This is a genomic window from Streptomyces catenulae, from assembly GCF_000718015.1.
GTDB classification, from domain to species: Bacteria; Actinomycetota; Actinomycetes; order Streptomycetales; family Streptomycetaceae; genus Streptomyces; species Streptomyces catenulae.
The window spans coordinates 119,934-136,373 of sequence record NZ_JODY01000008.1 but is presented as its reverse complement, the minus strand read 5'-3'; the positions used below and the strand labels follow the sequence as shown (position 1 = coordinate 136,373).

Below are 16,440 nucleotides of genomic sequence, written 5' to 3'. Positions count from 1 at the left end.
GCCGGTCGGAAGCGCAGCCGTCCCCGGCAACGGTACGGGACCGTCGCCGGGGACGAACGCAGGCCGGTGCGGTGGCGGCCCGCCCACGGTCGGGCGGAGCGGGACGCACCGCGCCGGGGTCAGCCCTTGAAGCGCGGGAACGCGGAACGACCGGCGTAGACCGCCGCGTCGTCCAGGATCTCCTCGATGCGCAGCAGCTGGTTGTACTTGGCGACGCGCTCGGAGCGGGCCGGGGCGCCGGTCTTGATCTGGCCGCAGTTGGTGGCGACGGCCAGGTCGGCGATGGTGACGTCCTCGGTCTCGCCGGAGCGGTGCGACATCATGCACTTGAAGCCGTTGCGCTGGGCCAGCTCGACGGCGTCCAGGGTCTCGGTGAGCGAACCGATCTGGTTGACCTTCACCAGGAGGGCGTTGGCGGAGCCCTCCTCGATGCCGCGGGCCAGGCGCTCGGGGTTGGTGACGAAGAGGTCGTCGCCGACGAGCTGGACCTTGGTGCCGAGCTTGTCGGTGATGACCTTCCAGCCGGCCCAGTCGTCCTCGAACAGCGGGTCCTCGATGGAGACGAGCGGGTAGGCCCCGACCAGCTCCTCGTAGTACTCCGTCATCTCGGCGGCGGAGCGCTCCTCGCCCTCGAACTGGTACTTGCCGTCCTTGTAGAACTCGGAGGCGGCGACATCCAGGGCGAGCGCGATGTCCTGGCCGGGGGCGTAACCGGCCTCGCGGATGGCCTCCAGGATGAGGTCGAGGGCCTCGCGGTTGGAGCCGAGGTTGGGGGCGAAGCCGCCCTCGTCGCCGAGACCGGTGGCCAGGCCCTTGTTCTTCAGGACCTTCTTGAGGGTGTGGTAGACCTCGGCGCCCCAGCGCAGCGCCTCGGAGAAGGACTCCGCGCCGATCGGGGCGATCATGAACTCCTGGATGTCGACGTTGGAGTCGGCGTGCGACCCACCGTTCAGGATGTTCATCATCGGGACGGGCAGGACGTGCGCGTTCGGGCCGCCGAGGTAGCGGAAGAGCGGCAGGTCGCTGGCCTCGGAGGCGGCGTGCGCGACGGCGAGGGAGACGCCGAGGATGGCGTTGGCGCCCAGCGAGCCCTTGTTGTCGGTGGCGTCCAGGTCGAACATGGCCTGGTCGATGAGGCGCTGCTCGGTGGCGTCGTAGCCGACCAGCTCCGGGCCGATCTGCTCGATGACGGCGAGAACGGCCTTCTCGACGCCCTTGCCCTGGTAGCGGTTGGGGTCCCCGTCGCGCAGCTCGACGGCCTCGAAGGCTCCGGTGGAGGCACCGGACGGGACGGCGGCCCGGCCGGTGGAGCCGTCGTCGAGGCCGACCTCGACCTCGACCGTGGGATTACCTCGCGAGTCGAGAATTTCGCGGGCTACGACGACGTCGATGGACGGCACGTTGTCTCCTTCATGGGTGTCTGGAGTTCTGCGGCACGAGCCTAACGGCCCCCGGGCCCTCCGCTACCTCGCGGCCCGCAGTACGGGACGAAAGGTGCCTCGGACGCCAGGTTCCTGACATTCGACAACGAAGGCCGCGGAACGGAAAAGCAGCTGATGTGGGGCGGGCACGACGCTGTGTCCGGGACCAGGGTACGGAACGGCGAAACCCCGCCTCGGCGCGCGGAGGGCGGCACCGGCGGGGAGCCGGTGCCGCCCCGGGGACGTGCGCGCCGGGCGGGGTATCCCGTGGGGGGGGAGGTCCGCGGGTGAGCGGGGGCTCCCGGGCGGTGCCGGGGGCCGTGGCCCGTGGGGTCCGGGCGGCCGGTGCCGCCTCCCGGTCCGGTGTGCCGTGCGTACCGCCGTACGCACGGGCGCGGTGGCCGGGAGGGGCCGGGTGCCCGGGGTGCGGGGCCGTGGGGCCCCGCGCGGGGATCAGACGTTGAGCTTCTGGCCCGGGAAGATGAGGTTCGGGTTGGAGCCGATGACGGACTTGTTGTCCGCGTAGACCGACTTCCAGTTCTTGCCGTGCGCCTTGGCGATCTTGGCGAGGGTGTCACCGGACTTCACGGTGTAGTTGCCGTGGCCCATGACGTGGTGCTGCGGCGTCGCCGGGCGGGACTGCTGCTGCGGGGCCTGCTGCTTCGGCGCCTGCTGCTTGGGGGCGGCCTTGGGCTGCGGGGCCTGCTGCTTGGGGGCGGCCTTGGTGGTGCCGGTGTTCAGGTCGGGGGACGGGCCACCGGCGGTGAGGTTGCCCGCACCGGCGCAGGACCAGGCGCCCGGGCCCTGGATGGCGAGGAGCTTCTCGGCGGCCTGGATCTGCTGGGCCTTGGTGGCCAGGTCGGCGCGGGGCGCGAACTGGGTGCCACCGGCGGCCGCCCAGCTGGAGGCGGAGAACTGCAGACCACCGAAGTAGCCGTTGCCGGTGTTGATCGACCAGTTGCCACCGGACTCGCACTGGGCGACGGCGTCCCAGGTGGAGACGGAGGCGGCGGAGGCGTTGGTGGCGCCCATCAGCGGGACGGCCACGGCGGCGCCGGCGACACCGGCCAGGGTGGCGACGCGGACGGCCTTGGAGGGGCGACGGTGCTTGGCCTTGTTCAGCATGCTTCGTTTCCTCACCGACGCCTGCGAGGTGAGCTGTCGGGTTCGGGCGGTGTGGATTGCCCGGCCGTGCGAGGTGCACACGGCTTCACCCCAAGCCGGTTGACCCGCTTTCACGGGTGGGGCCGGCACTTACCTTGGGTCCCCCGCTCCTGCCTTCGGCGCTTGCGCGTCGACCACCTTCGCCCACCGGCAGGATTCGGCGTGTGAACGAAGGGCCCGCTTTGGCGAGCGGTCCTGACCGTAGACAGAACCCCCCGTGTCGTTCAAACCCCGCTTTCTGCACCCAGTTGACCGCCAACGATCACAGAGAGCGCATATTTCCGCAGGTAGGACATGGTGTGGAAACGAAGGGCAGGTCGGGACGGCCCGGACACGGACGAGAGCCATGTCTCACTTTCGCTAAAACGGGCAAAAGCCGCCTATCGGCTCGATCAGCGGCCCAGATCGAGGAGTTGACCAGGCCGGATGAGGTCCGGGTCGTCGCCGATGACGCCCTCGTTGCGCTCGTACAGCGCGGGCCAGCCGCCGGGCAGGTCACGCGCCTCGACGATGGCTGACAGGTTGTCACCGGAGCGCACGGTGTACCCGCCCGCGTCCGGCTCCGTCCGCTCCCCGCCGCGCGAGGCGTGCCGCCCCGGGGCGCGGTCGCCGTCCCCGTCGGCGTCGCTGCCGCCGCGGTGGCGCCCGGAGCTGTCACCGTCACGAGGCCCGTCGGTGTCCGCCGGGGGCGCCGTACGGGACGGGTGCGAGGGCTCGGCGGGGGGCGTGGCGTGGTCGGACGGGTCGGTGGACGGCTCGTCGGACGGGTCGTGCGTGTCGGGTCGCTGCGAGCCCTCGGGCGCCTGGGGGGAGCCGGTGGCGTCGGGCGAGGTGGACGGGTCCGGGGTGTCGGACGGGTCCGGGGTGCCCTTCGGGGTGGACGGGTCGGTGGTGTCCGGCGTGGCGGGCCCCTCCTGGTCGGAGTCGGTGCCGGTGCCGGTGTGGGCGTCGTCCGCGTCGGCGGGCGGGGTGGTGACGGAGCCGCCGGGGTCGACGTCGGGTGCCTTGCCGTCCTCGGTGAGTCCGGCGTCGGTGGCGCAGCGCGGCCAGGCGTCGGGACCGCGGTCGGCGAGGATCGCCTGGGCCACGGCTATCTGCTGGGAGCGGCTGGCCAGGTCGGGGCGGGCGGCGTACTCCAGACCGCCGTGGTCGCGCCACATGTCGAGCGTGAGCTGGAGCCCGCCGTAGAAGCCGGTGCCCTCGGCGCTGGACCAGATGCCGCCGGACTCGCACTGGGCGACGCGGTCCCAGGTGGCGGTGTCGGCGGCGTGGGCGGCGCCCGCGCCGAGGAGGGGCAGGGCGAGGCCCGCGCCGGTCACACCCGCCGTGACAAAGAGGGCCGGTGCCTGGCGGGGGCGACGGTGTCTGCCGTTGCCGGTGCGCATGCGATTGCCTTTCGAGCGGCGGTTGAGTTGTCCGTCCCGCCGCCCCGGTCCGGCCGCCCGGGGTCCGGTACGGCGTCCACCGGGGCGATGGATCGCTTGTTCGGTGGCAAGGTAGCCGGGCTCACGGGGCGTCACAAGCCGGTGTAGCGGAGATCACGTGTAGGTCACGCGACTGACGGAGTGTCAACTTCCGGCTCCCGGGCGGCCGTCCGCGCAGGTGGACGGCGTGTCGTCAGGGGGCCGGGGTGAACTCCACGGGGAGGGTGCGCAGACCGCGCATGATGAGTCCGCCGCGCCACCGCAAATCGTCCGGTTCCGCCGCGAGCCGGATGTCGGGCAGCCGGGTCAGCAGGGTGGCGAGGGCGGTCTGTCCTTCGAGGCGGGCGAGCGGCGCGCCGAGGCAGTAGTGGATGCCGTGGCCGTAGCCGAGGTGCGGGTTGTCGGTGCGGCGCAGGTCGAGGGTGTCCGGGGCGTCGAAGCGCGCGGGGTCGCGGTCGGCGGCGGCGAGCACCACCAGCACCGGATCGCCGACGGCTATCCGCTCGCCGCCGAGGGTCAGCTCCTCGGTCGCGAACCGCCAGGTGGCCAGCTCGACCGGACCGTCGTAGCGCAGCAGCTCCTCGATACCGGTGGCGAGCACCTCGCGGTCCCCGGTGGCCAGCGACTTCTGGAGGAGTTCGCGCTGGTCGGGGGTGCGCAGCAGGGCGTAGGTGCCGTTGCCGATGAGGTTGACGGTGGTCTCGAACCCGGCGAAGAGCAGGATGAACGCCATCGCGGCGACCTCGTTCTCGGTGAGGTGCTCGCCGTGGTCGGAGGCGCGGATCAGGCCGGAGATCAGGTCCTCGTCGGGCGCGGGCTCGGGCGGCAGGACGGCGCGCTTGCGGTGGATCAGCTCGGCGAGGTAGCCGCGGATCTTCTTGACCGCCTTGGCGACGCCGCCGCGCGGCCCGCCGCCGGTGCCGCCCGGCTTGGTGTGGCGGAGCATCATCCCGGCCCAGTCCCGGAAGTCGTCCTGGTCCTCGCGCGGGACGCCGAGCAGATCGCAGATGGCGTAGATGGGCAGCGGGAAGGCGAACTCGTGGATGAGGTCGGCCTCACCGCGGGCGGCGAACCCGTCGATCAGCGCGTCGGTCAGCTCCTGGACGCGCGGTGCGAAGGCGGCGACGCGGCGCGGGGTGAACGCCTTGGAGACCAGACGGCGCAGCCGGGTGTGGTCGGGCGGGTCGATGTTGAGCAGATGCGTCATGAGGTTGGCGCTGCGCTCGCCGGGGATGCCGACCTTGCCCTTGCCGTGGGCGCCCTCGGAGTGGTGCACCGGGTTCTTCGAGAGCCGGGCGTCGGCGAGCGCCTGCCGGGCGTCGGCGTACCGCGTCACCAGCCATGCCTCGACGCCGCTGGGCAGCTCCGTACGGTGCACCGGCGCATGCTCCCGCAGCCAGGCGTAGGCCGGATACGGGTCGGCGCCGAACTCCCAGGTGAAGAGGGCGGGGGCGGACGGGGCGGCGGCCGCGGGGTGCGCGGGGCATCCGGGGGCGGTGTCGGGCGAGGGGTGCACCTTTCGACGGTAACCGCTGCTCGGGGCGGTACGGACGGCGCGCCCCCGCCCGCGGGAGGCGCCCCGCGGCCGGGGGGGGCGGGGCGCCCCGGGGGGGGCACCTCTTATTCGGGCGCCTCGGGTGTCCCAGGCTCCTCGGGCAGCTCGGATATCTCGTCCGTCTCCGCCGTCGGCAGGCCCTCCGCCGCGCGGATCGCGTCGCGGTAGGTGCGGGCGGCGGCGCGGAGGGCGGTCTCCGGGTCGGTGCCCTCGGCCTCGGCGCGGGCGGCCAGGGCCAGGAGTTCGTAGCCGATGCCGGGGGCCGACGGGCGGACGTCGAGACCGGCGGTGCGGGCGCGGGAGGCGAGCTTGGCGGCGAGGGCCAGCGCGGGCTGGGTGAGCGGGACGCCGTCGGTGACCGAGGCGCGCCGCTTCTCGGTCGCCTTGGTGCGCAGCCAGTGCGCCCGGACCTCCTCGGGCGTCTCGGCGGGCTCGTCCCCGAACAGATGCGGATGGCGGTGGATCAGCTTCTCCACGATCGTCCCGGCGACGTCGTCGACCGAGAACGGCGCCTCGGGGTCGTCCTGGGCGATGCGGGCGTGGAAGACGACCTGGAGCAGGACGTCGCCCAGCTCCTCGCGGAGCGCCTCGCGGTCACCGGTCTCGATGGCCTCGACCAGCTCGTACGTCTCCTCCAGGGCGTACTTGGCGAGGTCCTCGTGGGTGCGGATGCCCGTCCAGGGGCAGCTGGCGCGGATGCGGTCCATGACCTGGACGAGATCGAGCAGCCGGGCGCCGGGCAGATCGTAGGCGCCGGGCAGCAGCTCCAGATCGGGCATGGTCTCGCGGCCGGAACCGGCGAGGCGGGCCAGACCGTCGGTGAGCGCGCTCTCGCCGTCGGCGGAGGTGAGGACGGCGACCGTGCGGTCCCCGGCGACGCAGTCGTCGACCAGCTCACGGGCGGTGGGGACGGCGGTCTCCACCGTGACTCCGGCCTCGCGCAGATACGGCAGCTGCGGATGGGCGGCGTCGGCGCAGCACACGCGGTCGGCGGCGCGCAGCGTCCGCCAGGCGTTCCAGGACAGCAGGCCCGGGGCGACGCGGTGGCTGGTGGTGAGCAGGACCAGGCGTCCGGTGCCGCCGGGGCGGTCAGCGGCGTCGGCGGAGGGCACGTCAGCGTTCACCCCTCGAACGTAACGCACCCCACCGACAGCGCCCGCGCCGCGGACCGGCGACGGCCCCGGCACCCGGGGGCCGCACGGGCCGACCGGGCGCCGGGGCCGCTCCCCAGGACGTTCCTGCTACGCCTGCTCGCGGGTGCCCGAGGCGGGGGAGATCCACGGGTCCTTCGTCGCGCCCAGGATCACCCGGCGGTCGTTCCAGGAGCCGAAGCGCGGGTTGACGTCGACGCCCATGGCGCGGGAGGTGCGGGCGAGGTTGTCGACGAGGCGGCGCTGGCCCGCGGCGCTGGCGCGGTCGGCGCCGATCTTCTTGGCAAGGCCGTCCAGGAGGAGTTGGTTGCGGACGGTCGCGTCGACCTCGTCCGGGGCGACCGACTGCTGCTGGAGCCAGACGGCCTTCAGCCGCTCCGGGCCGCCCAGTTCCTTCTCCGCGGTGGACCGCCACTTCTGCACATCGGCGCGGCTGACGGAGACCCCCTCGCGGTCGGCACTGCGCTCCAGGACCTGCCGGAAGATCATGCCGTTGAGGGTGATCAGGCTCAACTGGCCGGTGTTGGAGATGAGTTGGCCGCCCTGCGGGGACTTGCTCTGGGCCCGGCGTACGTCCTTGACCTTCGCCTGGAGCTGGGCGACGGTGATCCGCTGGCCACCGACGATCGCGGCGGCACCGGGGTGCGCGTCGCTGCCGCAGGCGGTGAGCAGCGGGGTCGCCAGCAGGGCGGCGGAGACGGATACGGAGAGCACTGTCCTACGGCGGAGCACGGGGCCTCCCGGCAGAGATCGTGAACGAGACGGCGCGGCGCGAACGCCGTGCGGCAGCGGTGGGCGGGGCGCCCCCGGCGGGTGCCGGGAGCGGTCATCTCATCGATCTGGCGTTGATCGATAGTAGGGAGTCCGGGTGCCCCGGGCCACCGGTTGGCCAACGATTCCCCAGGTTTTTGGGTACGCGGGCGGGGCGCCGCGGGCTCTTCGCCCACCGGGCGCCGCGGGCTCTCGGCCCACCGGGCGCCCCGGTGGCCGCGCGCCCGGCCGTGCCCCGCCGTCCCCGTCGCTACTTCGCCTTGAACCGCCCCGGTGCCTCCGTCGGGTTGCCGCCGGTCGGCAGCTTCTCGCTCGGGCAGCCGTTCAGCACCTTCGACATCGCCGCCTTCTCGTCGCGGGTGACCCACAGCCCGTACTTCTGCTTCACCGCCACCTGCCGTGCGACGTAGGTGCAGCGGTAGCCCTGGTTCTCCGGCAGCCAGGCGGCCGCGTCGCCGTCGCTCTTGCTGCGGTTGGCGGACGCCTCCACGGCGATGAGGTTCAGCGGGTCGTTGGCGAGCGCGATCCGCTTGCGCGGCGCCCAGCGGGCGGCGCCCTTCTGCCAGGCGTCGGAGAGCGCCACGACATGGTCGATGTCGACCTTGCTGCTGCCGCGCCTGTAGCGGATGGTGCCGCCGGTGTACGGGTCGTGGGTGAGCGTCCCGGAGGTGACGGCGCAGGTCTTGCCGCGGTGGGTGGTGTGCTCCAGGTCGCGCTGGAGGATGTCGTCGCGGGTGCCGCAGCCGTTGCTGTCGGTGTCGGCCCAGGCGCTGCCGAAGCGGTCACGGGCGTAACCGTCCTGCGAGCCACGCTTCTTGACGGGCAGTCCCGCCAGCGTCGCCAGGGCGCCACCGGGCGCGCCGGACGCCGACGTCCCCTCCCCGGCGCCCTTGGCGTCCTCGCCGCCCGCCCCGTCGGCGGGGGTGCAGCCGGTCAGGGTGAGCAGTGCGGCGACGGCGGCGATGGGCAGCGCGGTCCGTATCCGGTTCAAGTCGGGTGTCCCCTCAGGTAGCTGGGCCGCCGGAGCACCGGTGGCCGGTCCGGCGAAGGAGCGTACGCGCCACGGGGCGGGTACGTCGTAACCGCCCGGTTCGACGGCTTCGAGTATCTTTTCGGAAGCCGAGACGGAGGACGCGCATGGACACGGCCGCAGCGACGGCGGCGGGCGCCGGTCCCGCGACGCCCGGCACGGCGACCGGGGCGCCGCCCGGGCAACGGACCGCGCCGCCCGACATCCCCCGCGAGGCGCCCGCCGCCGCGCGCGGCGGCCGATTCGCCGCATGGCGGGCGCCGCGCCTCGACCCGTGGTGGCTGGCGGCGCTGCTCTTCGCCGCGTACGCCACGCTGTCGCTGCTGCGCCATCTGACGATGGGCACCGCCTCCTGGGACCTCGGCATCTTCGAGCAGGCGGTCCGCGGTTACGCGCATCTCGGGGCGCCGATCGTCGACCTCAAGGGGCCGGGCACCAACATCCTGGGCGACCACTTCAGCCCGGTGCTGATCCTGCTCGCGCCCCTCTACCGGCTGCTGCCCTCGCCGCTGACGCTGCTGACGGCGCAGGCGGCGCTGTTCGCGCTGTCGTCGGTGCCGGTCACCCGCGCCGCCGCCCGGTATCTGGGGCGCGCCCGGGGGCTGGCCGTCGGTGTCGCGTACGGGTTGTCGTGGGGGCTGCAGAAGGCCGTCGACTTCGACTTCCACGAGATCGCCTTCGCGCTGCCGCTGCTGGCGTTCGCGCTGGAGGCGGTGGTGCGCGGGCGGTGGACGGCGGCGGTGTGCTGGGCCGCGCCGCTGGTGCTGGTCAAGGAGGATCTGGGGGTCACCGCCGCCGCGATCGGTGTGGTGGTGCTGGTCCGGGCGCGGCAGGCGCTGCCGCTCGCCGTCGCGCTGGTCGGCTTCGGGCTGGCCGCCACCGCCGTCACCCTCGGCGTGATCATCCCCGGGTTCAACGGCACCGGCTCGTACGACTACTGGTCCAAGCTCGGCGGCGACGGCGCGGCGGGCCCGGCGATCGGGGTGGGCGAGGCGCTGCACACCCTGCTGTGGGTGCTGCTGCCCACCACCGGTCTGCTGGCGCTGCGTTCGCCGCTGCTGCTGGCGGCGGTGCCGACGCTCGGCTGGCGGTTCGTCTCCCACGAGCCGCACTACTGGGGCATCGACTGGCACTACAACGCGGTGCTGATGCCGGTGGTCTTCCTCGCCCTCGTCGACGCGCTGGAGCGGACCGGCCGTTCGCCGCGCCCCCGGCTGCGGGCGCTGGCGGACCAGCTCCCGGCGGCGGTGCTCGCCGCGGCGCTGGCGCTGACCACCACGCTGCCGCTGTCCCGCCTCACCGAGTCGGCGACGTACCGCATCCCGCCGGAGGTCGCCGCCGCCGAACGGCTGCTGGCGACCGTCCCGGACGGGGCGAGCGTCGAGGCGGACATCCGGCCGCTGTCCCGGCTCGTCTCCCGCACCCGGGTGTTCTGGATCGGCGACACCCGCGGGATCGCCCCCGACTACGTCGCGGTGCAGCTGTCCGACGGCCGCACCCCCGAGCAGGTCCGCACCGAGGCCGAGCAGCGGCATCCGCACACCCGGTACGCGGTGTCCGGTACGGCCGCGGAACTCCTGGTGCTGCGGCGGACGTCCGGGCCCTGAGCCGGGCGGAAATCCGGGGGCGGCGGCGGGCGGTGGTCGCTACGGTGGCGCGATGGCCCACCAGGTGATCGTTCTCAACGGCGGTTCCAGCTCCGGCACGTCGTCGCTGGCCCGCGCCCTCCAGGACGTGCTGCCACGCCCGTGGCTGACGTTCGGCGTCGACAGCCTGATCGAGGCGCTGCCGCCCGGCCTGATGGACGCCCCCGACGGGCTGGTCCTCGGCGCGGACGGTTCGGTCACGCCCGGCGCCGCGTTCCAGGCGCTCCAGGAGAGCTGGCGGCACGGCGTCGCCGCGGTCGCCCGCGCCGGGGCGCCGGTCATCCTCGACGAGGTGTTCCTCGGCGGCGTCGAGGGCCGCCGCGCCTGGGAGCGCGCACTGGGCGACCTGCCCGCCCTCTGGGTCGGCGTCCGCTGCGACGCGGCCGTCGCCACCGCCCGCGAACGCACCCGCCCCGACCGCGTCCCCGGAATGGCCGCCGCCCAGGCGTCCCTGGTCCACCGCGGGATGACCTACGACATCGAGGTCGACACCGGCCTGCACACGGCACGGGAGTGCGCGCGGGAGGTGGCGGAGCGGGTGGGGTGAGGGTCCTACTGCCAGTGCGGTCGGCCGCTCTGCATCGCGCAGTGCAGGGTGGCGCCGTGGGCGTCCCGGGTGGTGAGCCCGAGATGGATCTTCTTGCAGAACTGACCGCGCCGGTAGTGGTTCCCGGACGGCGCGAGGATCACGCCGCCGCTCCCGCCCGGGTCCGCGACGGGGGCGGTCGTCCGCCGGGCCGGGTTCGGCAGCGGCGGGGGGTCGTGCCGGACCGCCGTATCCGGCGCGTCCGTGGGGGCGGGCGCCGGGGACGCCGGTGCCGTCCGCGCGGGCAGGGCCGACGGCGAGTCGGAAGGCGAGGCGGACGGCGAGGCCGGGGGCGAGGAGGACGCCGTGGCGGAGGCCGTCGCCGCGGGCGTCGTGGGCCGTTCGTCCGCCCCGGCGTTCCCGGGCGTACAGGCGACGACGGAGACCAGGGCGGCCGTCACGAAGGCGGCGGCGGACAGGGCGGCACGGCGGGCACGTATCACGGCAGGGGCATCCAGTCCGGGGAGAAGGCGGCGGAGCGGGCGGGTCCACGCTCCGGGAGAGGATATGCCGACAACTCCCGCCAGGAACCGGTCAATCCCCTGAAACAGTCAGAAACCCCGGAAGATACGTCTGCAGGGGCTGCGCGGCCCGGCGGCGGGCCACCCCACGCCGCACGGACGGCACCGGTCCGGCGGCGGGCCACCCGGTGCCGGCGGCCCGCCTACGCCTACGCCCCCAGGATCGTCGTCAGGAACTCCCCCACCCAGGCCAGCAGTTCCCGGCCGACCAGCGGTTTGCCGCCGATCTTGCCGGTGGTGGGGCGGGGTACCAGCACCTGGCGGGTGGCGGGCTTGAGGACGGAGCGCGGGTGGAGGCGCTTGAGGCGCAGCTCCTGGGACTCGCGCAGCTCCACCGGGCCGAAGCGGACGTTGGAGCCCTGGAGGGTGATGTCGCTGACGCCGCAGGCCCGCGCCAGCATCCGCAGCCCGGCGACCAGCAGCAGATTCTCCACCGGCTCGGGCAGCTTGCCGTAGCGGTCGGTCAACTCTTCACGGACCGCCTTGATGTCCTCCTCGCTCGACGCCGAGGCGATGGCCCGGTACGCCTGGAGGCGCAGTTGCTCGCCGGGGGCGTAGTCGTGCGGGACGTGCGCGTCGACCGGCAGCTCGATCTTGACCTCCAGCGGCGGCTCCTCCTCCACCCCGCCCTCCAGGGACGCGCGGTAGTCGGCGACCGCCTCGCCGACCATCCGGACGTACAGGTCGAAGCCGACGCCCGCGATGTGGCCGGACTGCTCGCCGCCGAGGAGGTTGCCCGCGCCGCGGATCTCCAGGTCCTTCATGGCGACGTACATACCGGCGCCCATCTCGGTGTGCTGCGCGATCGTCGCCAGCCGCTCGTGGGCGGTCTCGGTCAGCGGCTTCTCCGGCGGGTAGAGGAAGTAGGCGTACCCGCGGTCGCGGCCACGGCCCACCCGGCCACGGAGCTGGTGCAGCTGGGAGAGGCCGAAGTTGTCGCCGCGCTCGACGATGAGGGTGTTGGCGTTGGAGATGTCGATGCCGGACTCGACGATCGTGGTCGAGACGAGGACGTCGAACTTCTTCTCCCAGAAGTCCACCACGACCTGCTCCAGAGCCTGTTCGGACATCTGGCCGTGGGCCGTCGCGATCCGCGCCTCCGGCACGATCTCGCGCAGCCGCGCCGCCGCCCGGTCGATGGACTCGACGCGGTTGTGGATGTAGAAGACCTGGCCCTCGCGGAGCAGCTCACGGCGGATGGCCGCGCCGATCTGCTTCTGCTCGTACGGCCCGACGAAGGTGAGCACCGGGTGGCGCTCCTCGGGCGGGGTGGTGATCGTCGACATCTCGCGGATGCCGGTGACGGCCATCTCCAGGGTGCGCGGGATGGGCGTCGCGGACATCGTGAGGACGTCGACGTTGGCGCGGAGCTTCTTCAGCTGCTCCTTGTGCTCGACGCCGAACCGCTGCTCCTCGTCGACGATGACCAGCCCGAGGTCCTTGAACTTGGTCTCGGAGGAGAAGAGGCGGTGGGTGCCGATGACGATGTCGACGGAGCCGTCCCGGAGCCCTTCGAGGGTCGCCTTGGACTCGGTGTCGGTCTGGAAGCGGGACAGCGCGCGGACGTTGACCGGGAACTGTCCGTACCGCTCGGTGAACGTGCCGAAGTGCTGCTGCACGAGAAGAGTCGTCGGGACGAGGACCGCGACCTGCTTGCCGTCCTGCACCGCCTTGAAGGCCGCGCGCACCGCGATCTCGGTCTTGCCGTAACCGACATCGCCGCAGATCAGCCGGTCCATCGGGACCGACTTCTCCATGTCCTCCTTGACCTCGGCGATGGTGGTGAGCTGGTCCGGCGTCTCCGCGTACGGGAAGGCGTCCTCCAGCTCCCGCTGCCAGGGCGTGTCCGGACCGAAGGTGTGGCCGGGCGCCGCCATCCGCGCGGAGTACAGCTTGATGAGGTCGGCGGCGATCTCCTTGACCGCCTTCTTCGCCCGCGCCTTGGTCTTCGTCCAGTCGGCGCCGCCCAGCCGGTGCAGTGTGGGCGCCTCACCGCCGACGTACTTGGTGACCTGCTCCAGCTGGTCGGTGGGGATGTAGAGCCGGTCGCCGGGCTGGCCGCGCTTGGCGGGCGCGTACTCGACGAGGAGGTACTCGCGGGTGGCGCCCTGGACGGTGCGCTGCACCATCTCGATGTAGCGGCCCACACCGTGCTGCTCGTGGACGATGAAGTCGCCGGACTTGAGGGTCAGCGGGTCGATGGTCTTGCGGCGGCGGGCCGGCATCCGGCCCAGCTCCTTGGAGGCGGCCTTCTGCCCGGACAGATCGGTCTCGGTGAGGACCGCGAGCCGCAGCTCCGGGTCGAGGAAGCCGGTGTCCAGGGAGCCGCAGGCGACATGGACGACGGACGGCGCGAGCGTGGTCAGCTCGGCGTCGAGGCGGGCGGCGATGCCCTCCCCGCCGAGCACCTCGACGGTGCGGGCGGCCGGTCCGTGGCCCTCGGTGACGTAGACGGTGCGCCAGCCGTCGGCGAGCCAGCCCTTGGTGTCGGCGAGCGCGCGGGCGGTGTCGCCGCGGTAGGTGTCGGGGGCGTGCATCCCGAGGGTGAGGGTGTCCCCGGCGTCGTCGGCGGTGGCCTCGTCGGCGGCGAACTGGCTGACCGACCACCACATCATGCCCAGCTCACGGGCGTGCGCACGGACATCGGCGATGCCCCACAGGGACGCCGCGCCGACGTCGATCGGGGCCGCTCCCCCACCGGCGCTCGCCGCCCAGGACGCCTGGAGGAACTCCTGGCTGGTGGCGACGAGGTCGGCGGCGCGGGTGCGGACCCGCTCCGGGTCGCAGACCACGGCCATGCTCCCGGCGGGCAGCACGTCCAGCAGCAGCTCCATGTCGTCGACGAGGACCGGCGCGAGGGACTCCATGCCCTCGACGGCGATCCCCTCGGCGATCTTGCCGAGGAGTTCGCCCAGCTCCGGATGGTCCTCGGCGAGGGCGGCGGCCCGCTCGCGCACCTCGTCGGTGAGGAGCAGCTCCCGGCACGGCGGCGCCCACAGCCCGTGCTCGGCGACCTCCAGGGACCGCTGGTCGGCGACCTTGAAGTAGCGGATCTCCTCGACGTCGTCGCCCCAGAACTCGACGCGGAGCGGATGCTCCTCGGTCGGCGGGAAGACGTCCAGGATGCCGCCGCGGACGGCGAACTCGCCGCGCTTCTCGACCAGTTCGACCCGGGCGTACGCGGCGGCGGCCAGCCCGTCGACGACCTCGCCGAGATCGGCGCTCTGCCCCGTCCGCAGACTGACCGGCACCAAATCGCCGAGGCCCTTGACCTGCGGCTGGAGCACGGAGCGGATCGGTGCGACGACGACGGAGACCGGGCCGGTGGCCGGGTCGTCGGGGCTCGGATGGGCGAGGCGGCGGAGCACCGCGAGGCGGCGGCCGACGGTGTCCGAGCGGGGCGAGAGCCTCTCGTGCGGCAGCGTCTCCCAGGAGGGGAACTCCACGACGGTGTTCTCCTGCCCGGCCGGGACGAGGGTGCGCAGCGCGGCGGCGAGGTCCTCGGCCTCCCGGCCGGTGGCGGTGACCGCGAGCACCGGGCGCTGTGCGTCCCGGGCGAGCGCCGCCACCGCGAAGGGGCGGGCCGCGGGCGGGCCGACGAGGTCCACGTGCGGGCGGTGGCCGTCGGTCGCGGCCCGCACCGCTTCGGCGAGCGCCGGATCCTTGACGACGGCGTCGAGCAGACCAGCAAGGCTCATGAGGGGTTCCGTCCCAGCGAGGCGAACAACGCGAACAGCCCGACGCGACGATCTGGGCCGGAGCGGTCCCCATGTCGAACGGGCCGGGGTTGCCCACCTTACGCCCGCCCACCGACAGCCCGCCGCGCGAGCGAAGGCGCCCAGGTCACCCGGCGGACGGGGCCCGGGACGAGGCGGCCGGGCGCCGCCGGGACCGCGCCGCCCGCCCCCGCACGGGAAGCGGCGCCCCGCGCCCGGGCCGGAGCGGCGCCCGCCGCGCGGCCCGGCTCAGGTCGTGCGCGGCAGTTCCGTCTCGACGGTGTCCTCGTCGTCCGGGTTGACGGGGGTACGCAGCTCACCGGCGGCGGGCCCGGTCGTGGGACCCGCGGGACCGCCCGCGGCGGGGGCCGGGGCATCGGCCTCCGGGGCGGCCGGGGCGTCCCCGGGCCCGGCGCCGCCGTCCTCGTCCGCCCCCGTCAGATCGCCCGGGTCCTTGCCGGTCAGGGCGGCCAGACTGTTGCGGACATGGGTCATGTGGGAGCGGAGTTCATCGCGCTCCTCCTGGTGCTCGCGCAGGATCCGGGCGGTGGCCCGCTCGATCCGCTCGACCTCGACACCGGCCTGGGCCAGCAGCTCGGCGGCGCGGGCCTCGGCGTCCTCCTGGCGGTGGCGCGCGGCCTCCTCCGTCTCCGCGTGCCGCCGCTCCGCCTGCGCCACGATCTCCCGGCCGCGCTCCTCCAGCTCCACGATCAGACGGGCCGTCTCCGCCTCCCGCCCGGCGATCTCCCGGCCGCACTCCTCCCACGCGTCGGCCTGCTGCCGCTCGGCGTCGGCGAGCAGCTCGGCGGTGCGGCGCCGCATCTCCTGGAGCGCCTCGTCGGCCTCCTCGCGCCACTGCACGGCATCCTTCTGCGCCGCCTTCACCCGCGCCGCGGCATCCGCCCGCGCCGCGTCGACCGCCCGCTGACCGCGCTCCTCGGCGTCCTTGCGGCGGGCGTGCGCGACCTCGTCGGCCGCCTCGCCGGTGTCACAGGCGTACGCCACCGTCGCATCCCGCAGCTCCTCGGCCGCCCGCTCCGCGTCGACCCGCAGCCGCACCGCCTCGGACTCGGCGGTGGTCAGGATGAGCCGGGCCTGCTCGCCCAGGGACTCGTACGTCTGCGGCGGCATCGTGGCGACGTACGCGCGCAGCTCCGCCAGCTCCGCCGCCAGCCGCTCGGCGTCCTCGGTCAGCTGCGCGACCCGCTCCCAGCACGAGTCGCGGTCCACGGTGAGACCCGCGACGCGGCGGTCCACGTCGTCCGGGCGGTAGCCGCGCCCGCGTACGGTCACGAAACCGTGCGGCGAAACCGACGCACTCATCCTCATGCCCCTCTCCGGCGCGCGCACGTCACGCCCTCCGCGACGATGCGCCGCCCGGACCGCTCTGTCCGGCCGACGCGCCGCCCCGCACTCAACTTCCGGACCGGCCCGCACCGCCTCAAGACGGCAGGA

12 protein-coding genes and 1 riboswitch are annotated in these 16,440 nt (G+C 73.8%); of the genes, 2 read left to right on the top strand and 10 right to left on the bottom strand.

What is annotated here, in order from left to right:
• Positions 1 to 119: 119 nt before the first annotated feature.
• The 7 genes from eno to IF23_RS0110340 form a co-directional block, all read right to left on the bottom strand.
• Positions 120 to 1,400: a phosphopyruvate hydratase gene (gene eno, locus IF23_RS0110370; RefSeq protein ID WP_030282167.1), complete on the bottom strand. Its 1,281-nt coding sequence runs from the start codon at positions 1,398 to 1,400 to the stop codon at positions 120 to 122.
• A 474-nt stretch (positions 1,401 to 1,874) separates the two neighbouring features.
• The gene (locus IF23_RS0110365; protein ID WP_030282166.1) at positions 1,875 to 2,546 is read right to left on the bottom strand and encodes a LysM peptidoglycan-binding domain-containing protein; all 672 of its coding nucleotides are present in this window, start codon (positions 2,544 to 2,546) and stop codon (positions 1,875 to 1,877) included.
• 3 nt (positions 2,547 to 2,549) lie between these two features.
• A riboswitch (cyclic di-AMP (ydaO/yuaA leader) is annotated at positions 2,550 to 2,717 on the bottom strand.
• Positions 2,718 to 2,977: 260 nt separating this feature from the next.
• Positions 2,978 to 3,970: a LysM peptidoglycan-binding domain-containing protein gene (locus IF23_RS0110360; protein ID WP_030282165.1), complete on the bottom strand. Its 993-nt coding sequence runs from the start codon at positions 3,968 to 3,970 to the stop codon at positions 2,978 to 2,980.
• A 232-nt stretch (positions 3,971 to 4,202) separates the two neighbouring features.
• The gene (locus IF23_RS0110355) at positions 4,203 to 5,525 is read right to left on the bottom strand and encodes a cytochrome P450 family protein (RefSeq protein ID WP_030282162.1); all 1,323 of its coding nucleotides are present in this window, start codon (positions 5,523 to 5,525) and stop codon (positions 4,203 to 4,205) included.
• Between the two features lie 104 nt (positions 5,526 to 5,629).
• A complete protein-coding gene (locus tag IF23_RS0110350) occupies positions 5,630 to 6,688 on the bottom strand; it encodes a nucleoside triphosphate pyrophosphohydrolase (RefSeq protein WP_051739462.1) in 1,059 nt (352 codons plus the stop codon).
• 117 nt (positions 6,689 to 6,805) lie between these two features.
• The gene (locus IF23_RS0110345) at positions 6,806 to 7,429 is read right to left on the bottom strand and encodes a SurA N-terminal domain-containing protein (protein WP_342667919.1); all 624 of its coding nucleotides are present in this window, start codon (positions 7,427 to 7,429) and stop codon (positions 6,806 to 6,808) included.
• Positions 7,430 to 7,736: 307 nt separating this feature from the next.
• Positions 7,737 to 8,477, bottom strand: a complete 741-nt coding sequence (locus IF23_RS0110340) for an HNH endonuclease family protein (protein WP_030282153.1) — start codon at positions 8,475 to 8,477, stop codon at positions 7,737 to 7,739.
• A gap of 146 nt (positions 8,478 to 8,623) precedes the next feature.
• On the opposite strand from IF23_RS0110340, the gene IF23_RS0110335 reads away from it, so the two are divergent.
• Entirely contained in the window at positions 8,624 to 10,123 is a 1,500-nt protein-coding gene (locus IF23_RS0110335; protein ID WP_030282150.1) for a DUF2079 domain-containing protein, read from the top strand.
• 52 nt (positions 10,124 to 10,175) lie between these two features.
• A complete protein-coding gene (locus IF23_RS0110330; RefSeq protein WP_030282148.1) occupies positions 10,176 to 10,709 on the top strand; it encodes a chloramphenicol phosphotransferase CPT family protein in 534 nt (177 codons plus the stop codon).
• A 5-nt stretch (positions 10,710 to 10,714) separates the two neighbouring features.
• Here the strand turns inward: IF23_RS0110330 and IF23_RS33960 are convergent, their stop codons facing one another.
• From IF23_RS33960 to IF23_RS31075, 3 genes are all read right to left on the bottom strand, one after another.
• Positions 10,715 to 11,191: a hypothetical protein gene (locus tag IF23_RS33960; protein ID WP_037677850.1), complete on the bottom strand. Its 477-nt coding sequence runs from the start codon at positions 11,189 to 11,191 to the stop codon at positions 10,715 to 10,717.
• A 227-nt stretch (positions 11,192 to 11,418) separates the two neighbouring features.
• Complete coding sequence (mfd, locus tag IF23_RS0110320; RefSeq protein WP_030282147.1) at positions 11,419 to 14,967, bottom strand: transcription-repair coupling factor; 3,549 nt, start codon at positions 14,965 to 14,967, stop codon at positions 11,419 to 11,421.
• 267 nt (positions 14,968 to 15,234) lie between these two features.
• Entirely contained in the window at positions 15,235 to 16,308 is a 1,074-nt protein-coding gene (locus IF23_RS31075; RefSeq protein ID WP_245654944.1) for a coiled-coil domain-containing protein, read from the bottom strand.
• Between the last annotated feature and the right edge of the window lie 132 nt (positions 16,309 to 16,440).

What these genes read in the sequence shown, in the direction of transcription:
- IF23_RS31075 (WP_245654944.1), bottom strand. Translation starts at nt 16,308, where the DNA reads ATGAGTGCGTCGGTTTCGCCGCACGGTTTCGTGACCGTACGCGGGCGC.
- IF23_RS0110330 (WP_030282148.1), top strand. Translation starts at nt 10,176, where the DNA reads ATGGCCCACCAGGTGATCGTTCTCAACGGCGGTTCCAGCTCCGGCACG.
- mfd (WP_030282147.1), bottom strand. Translation starts at nt 14,967, where the DNA reads ATGAGCCTTGCTGGTCTGCTCGACGCCGTCGTCAAGGATCCGGCGCTC.
- IF23_RS0110365 (WP_030282166.1), bottom strand. Translation starts at nt 2,546, where the DNA reads ATGCTGAACAAGGCCAAGCACCGTCGCCCCTCCAAGGCCGTCCGCGTC.
- IF23_RS0110360 (WP_030282165.1), bottom strand. Translation starts at nt 3,970, where the DNA reads ATGCGCACCGGCAACGGCAGACACCGTCGCCCCCGCCAGGCACCGGCC.
- IF23_RS0110335 (WP_030282150.1), top strand. Translation starts at nt 8,624, where the DNA reads ATGGACACGGCCGCAGCGACGGCGGCGGGCGCCGGTCCCGCGACGCCC.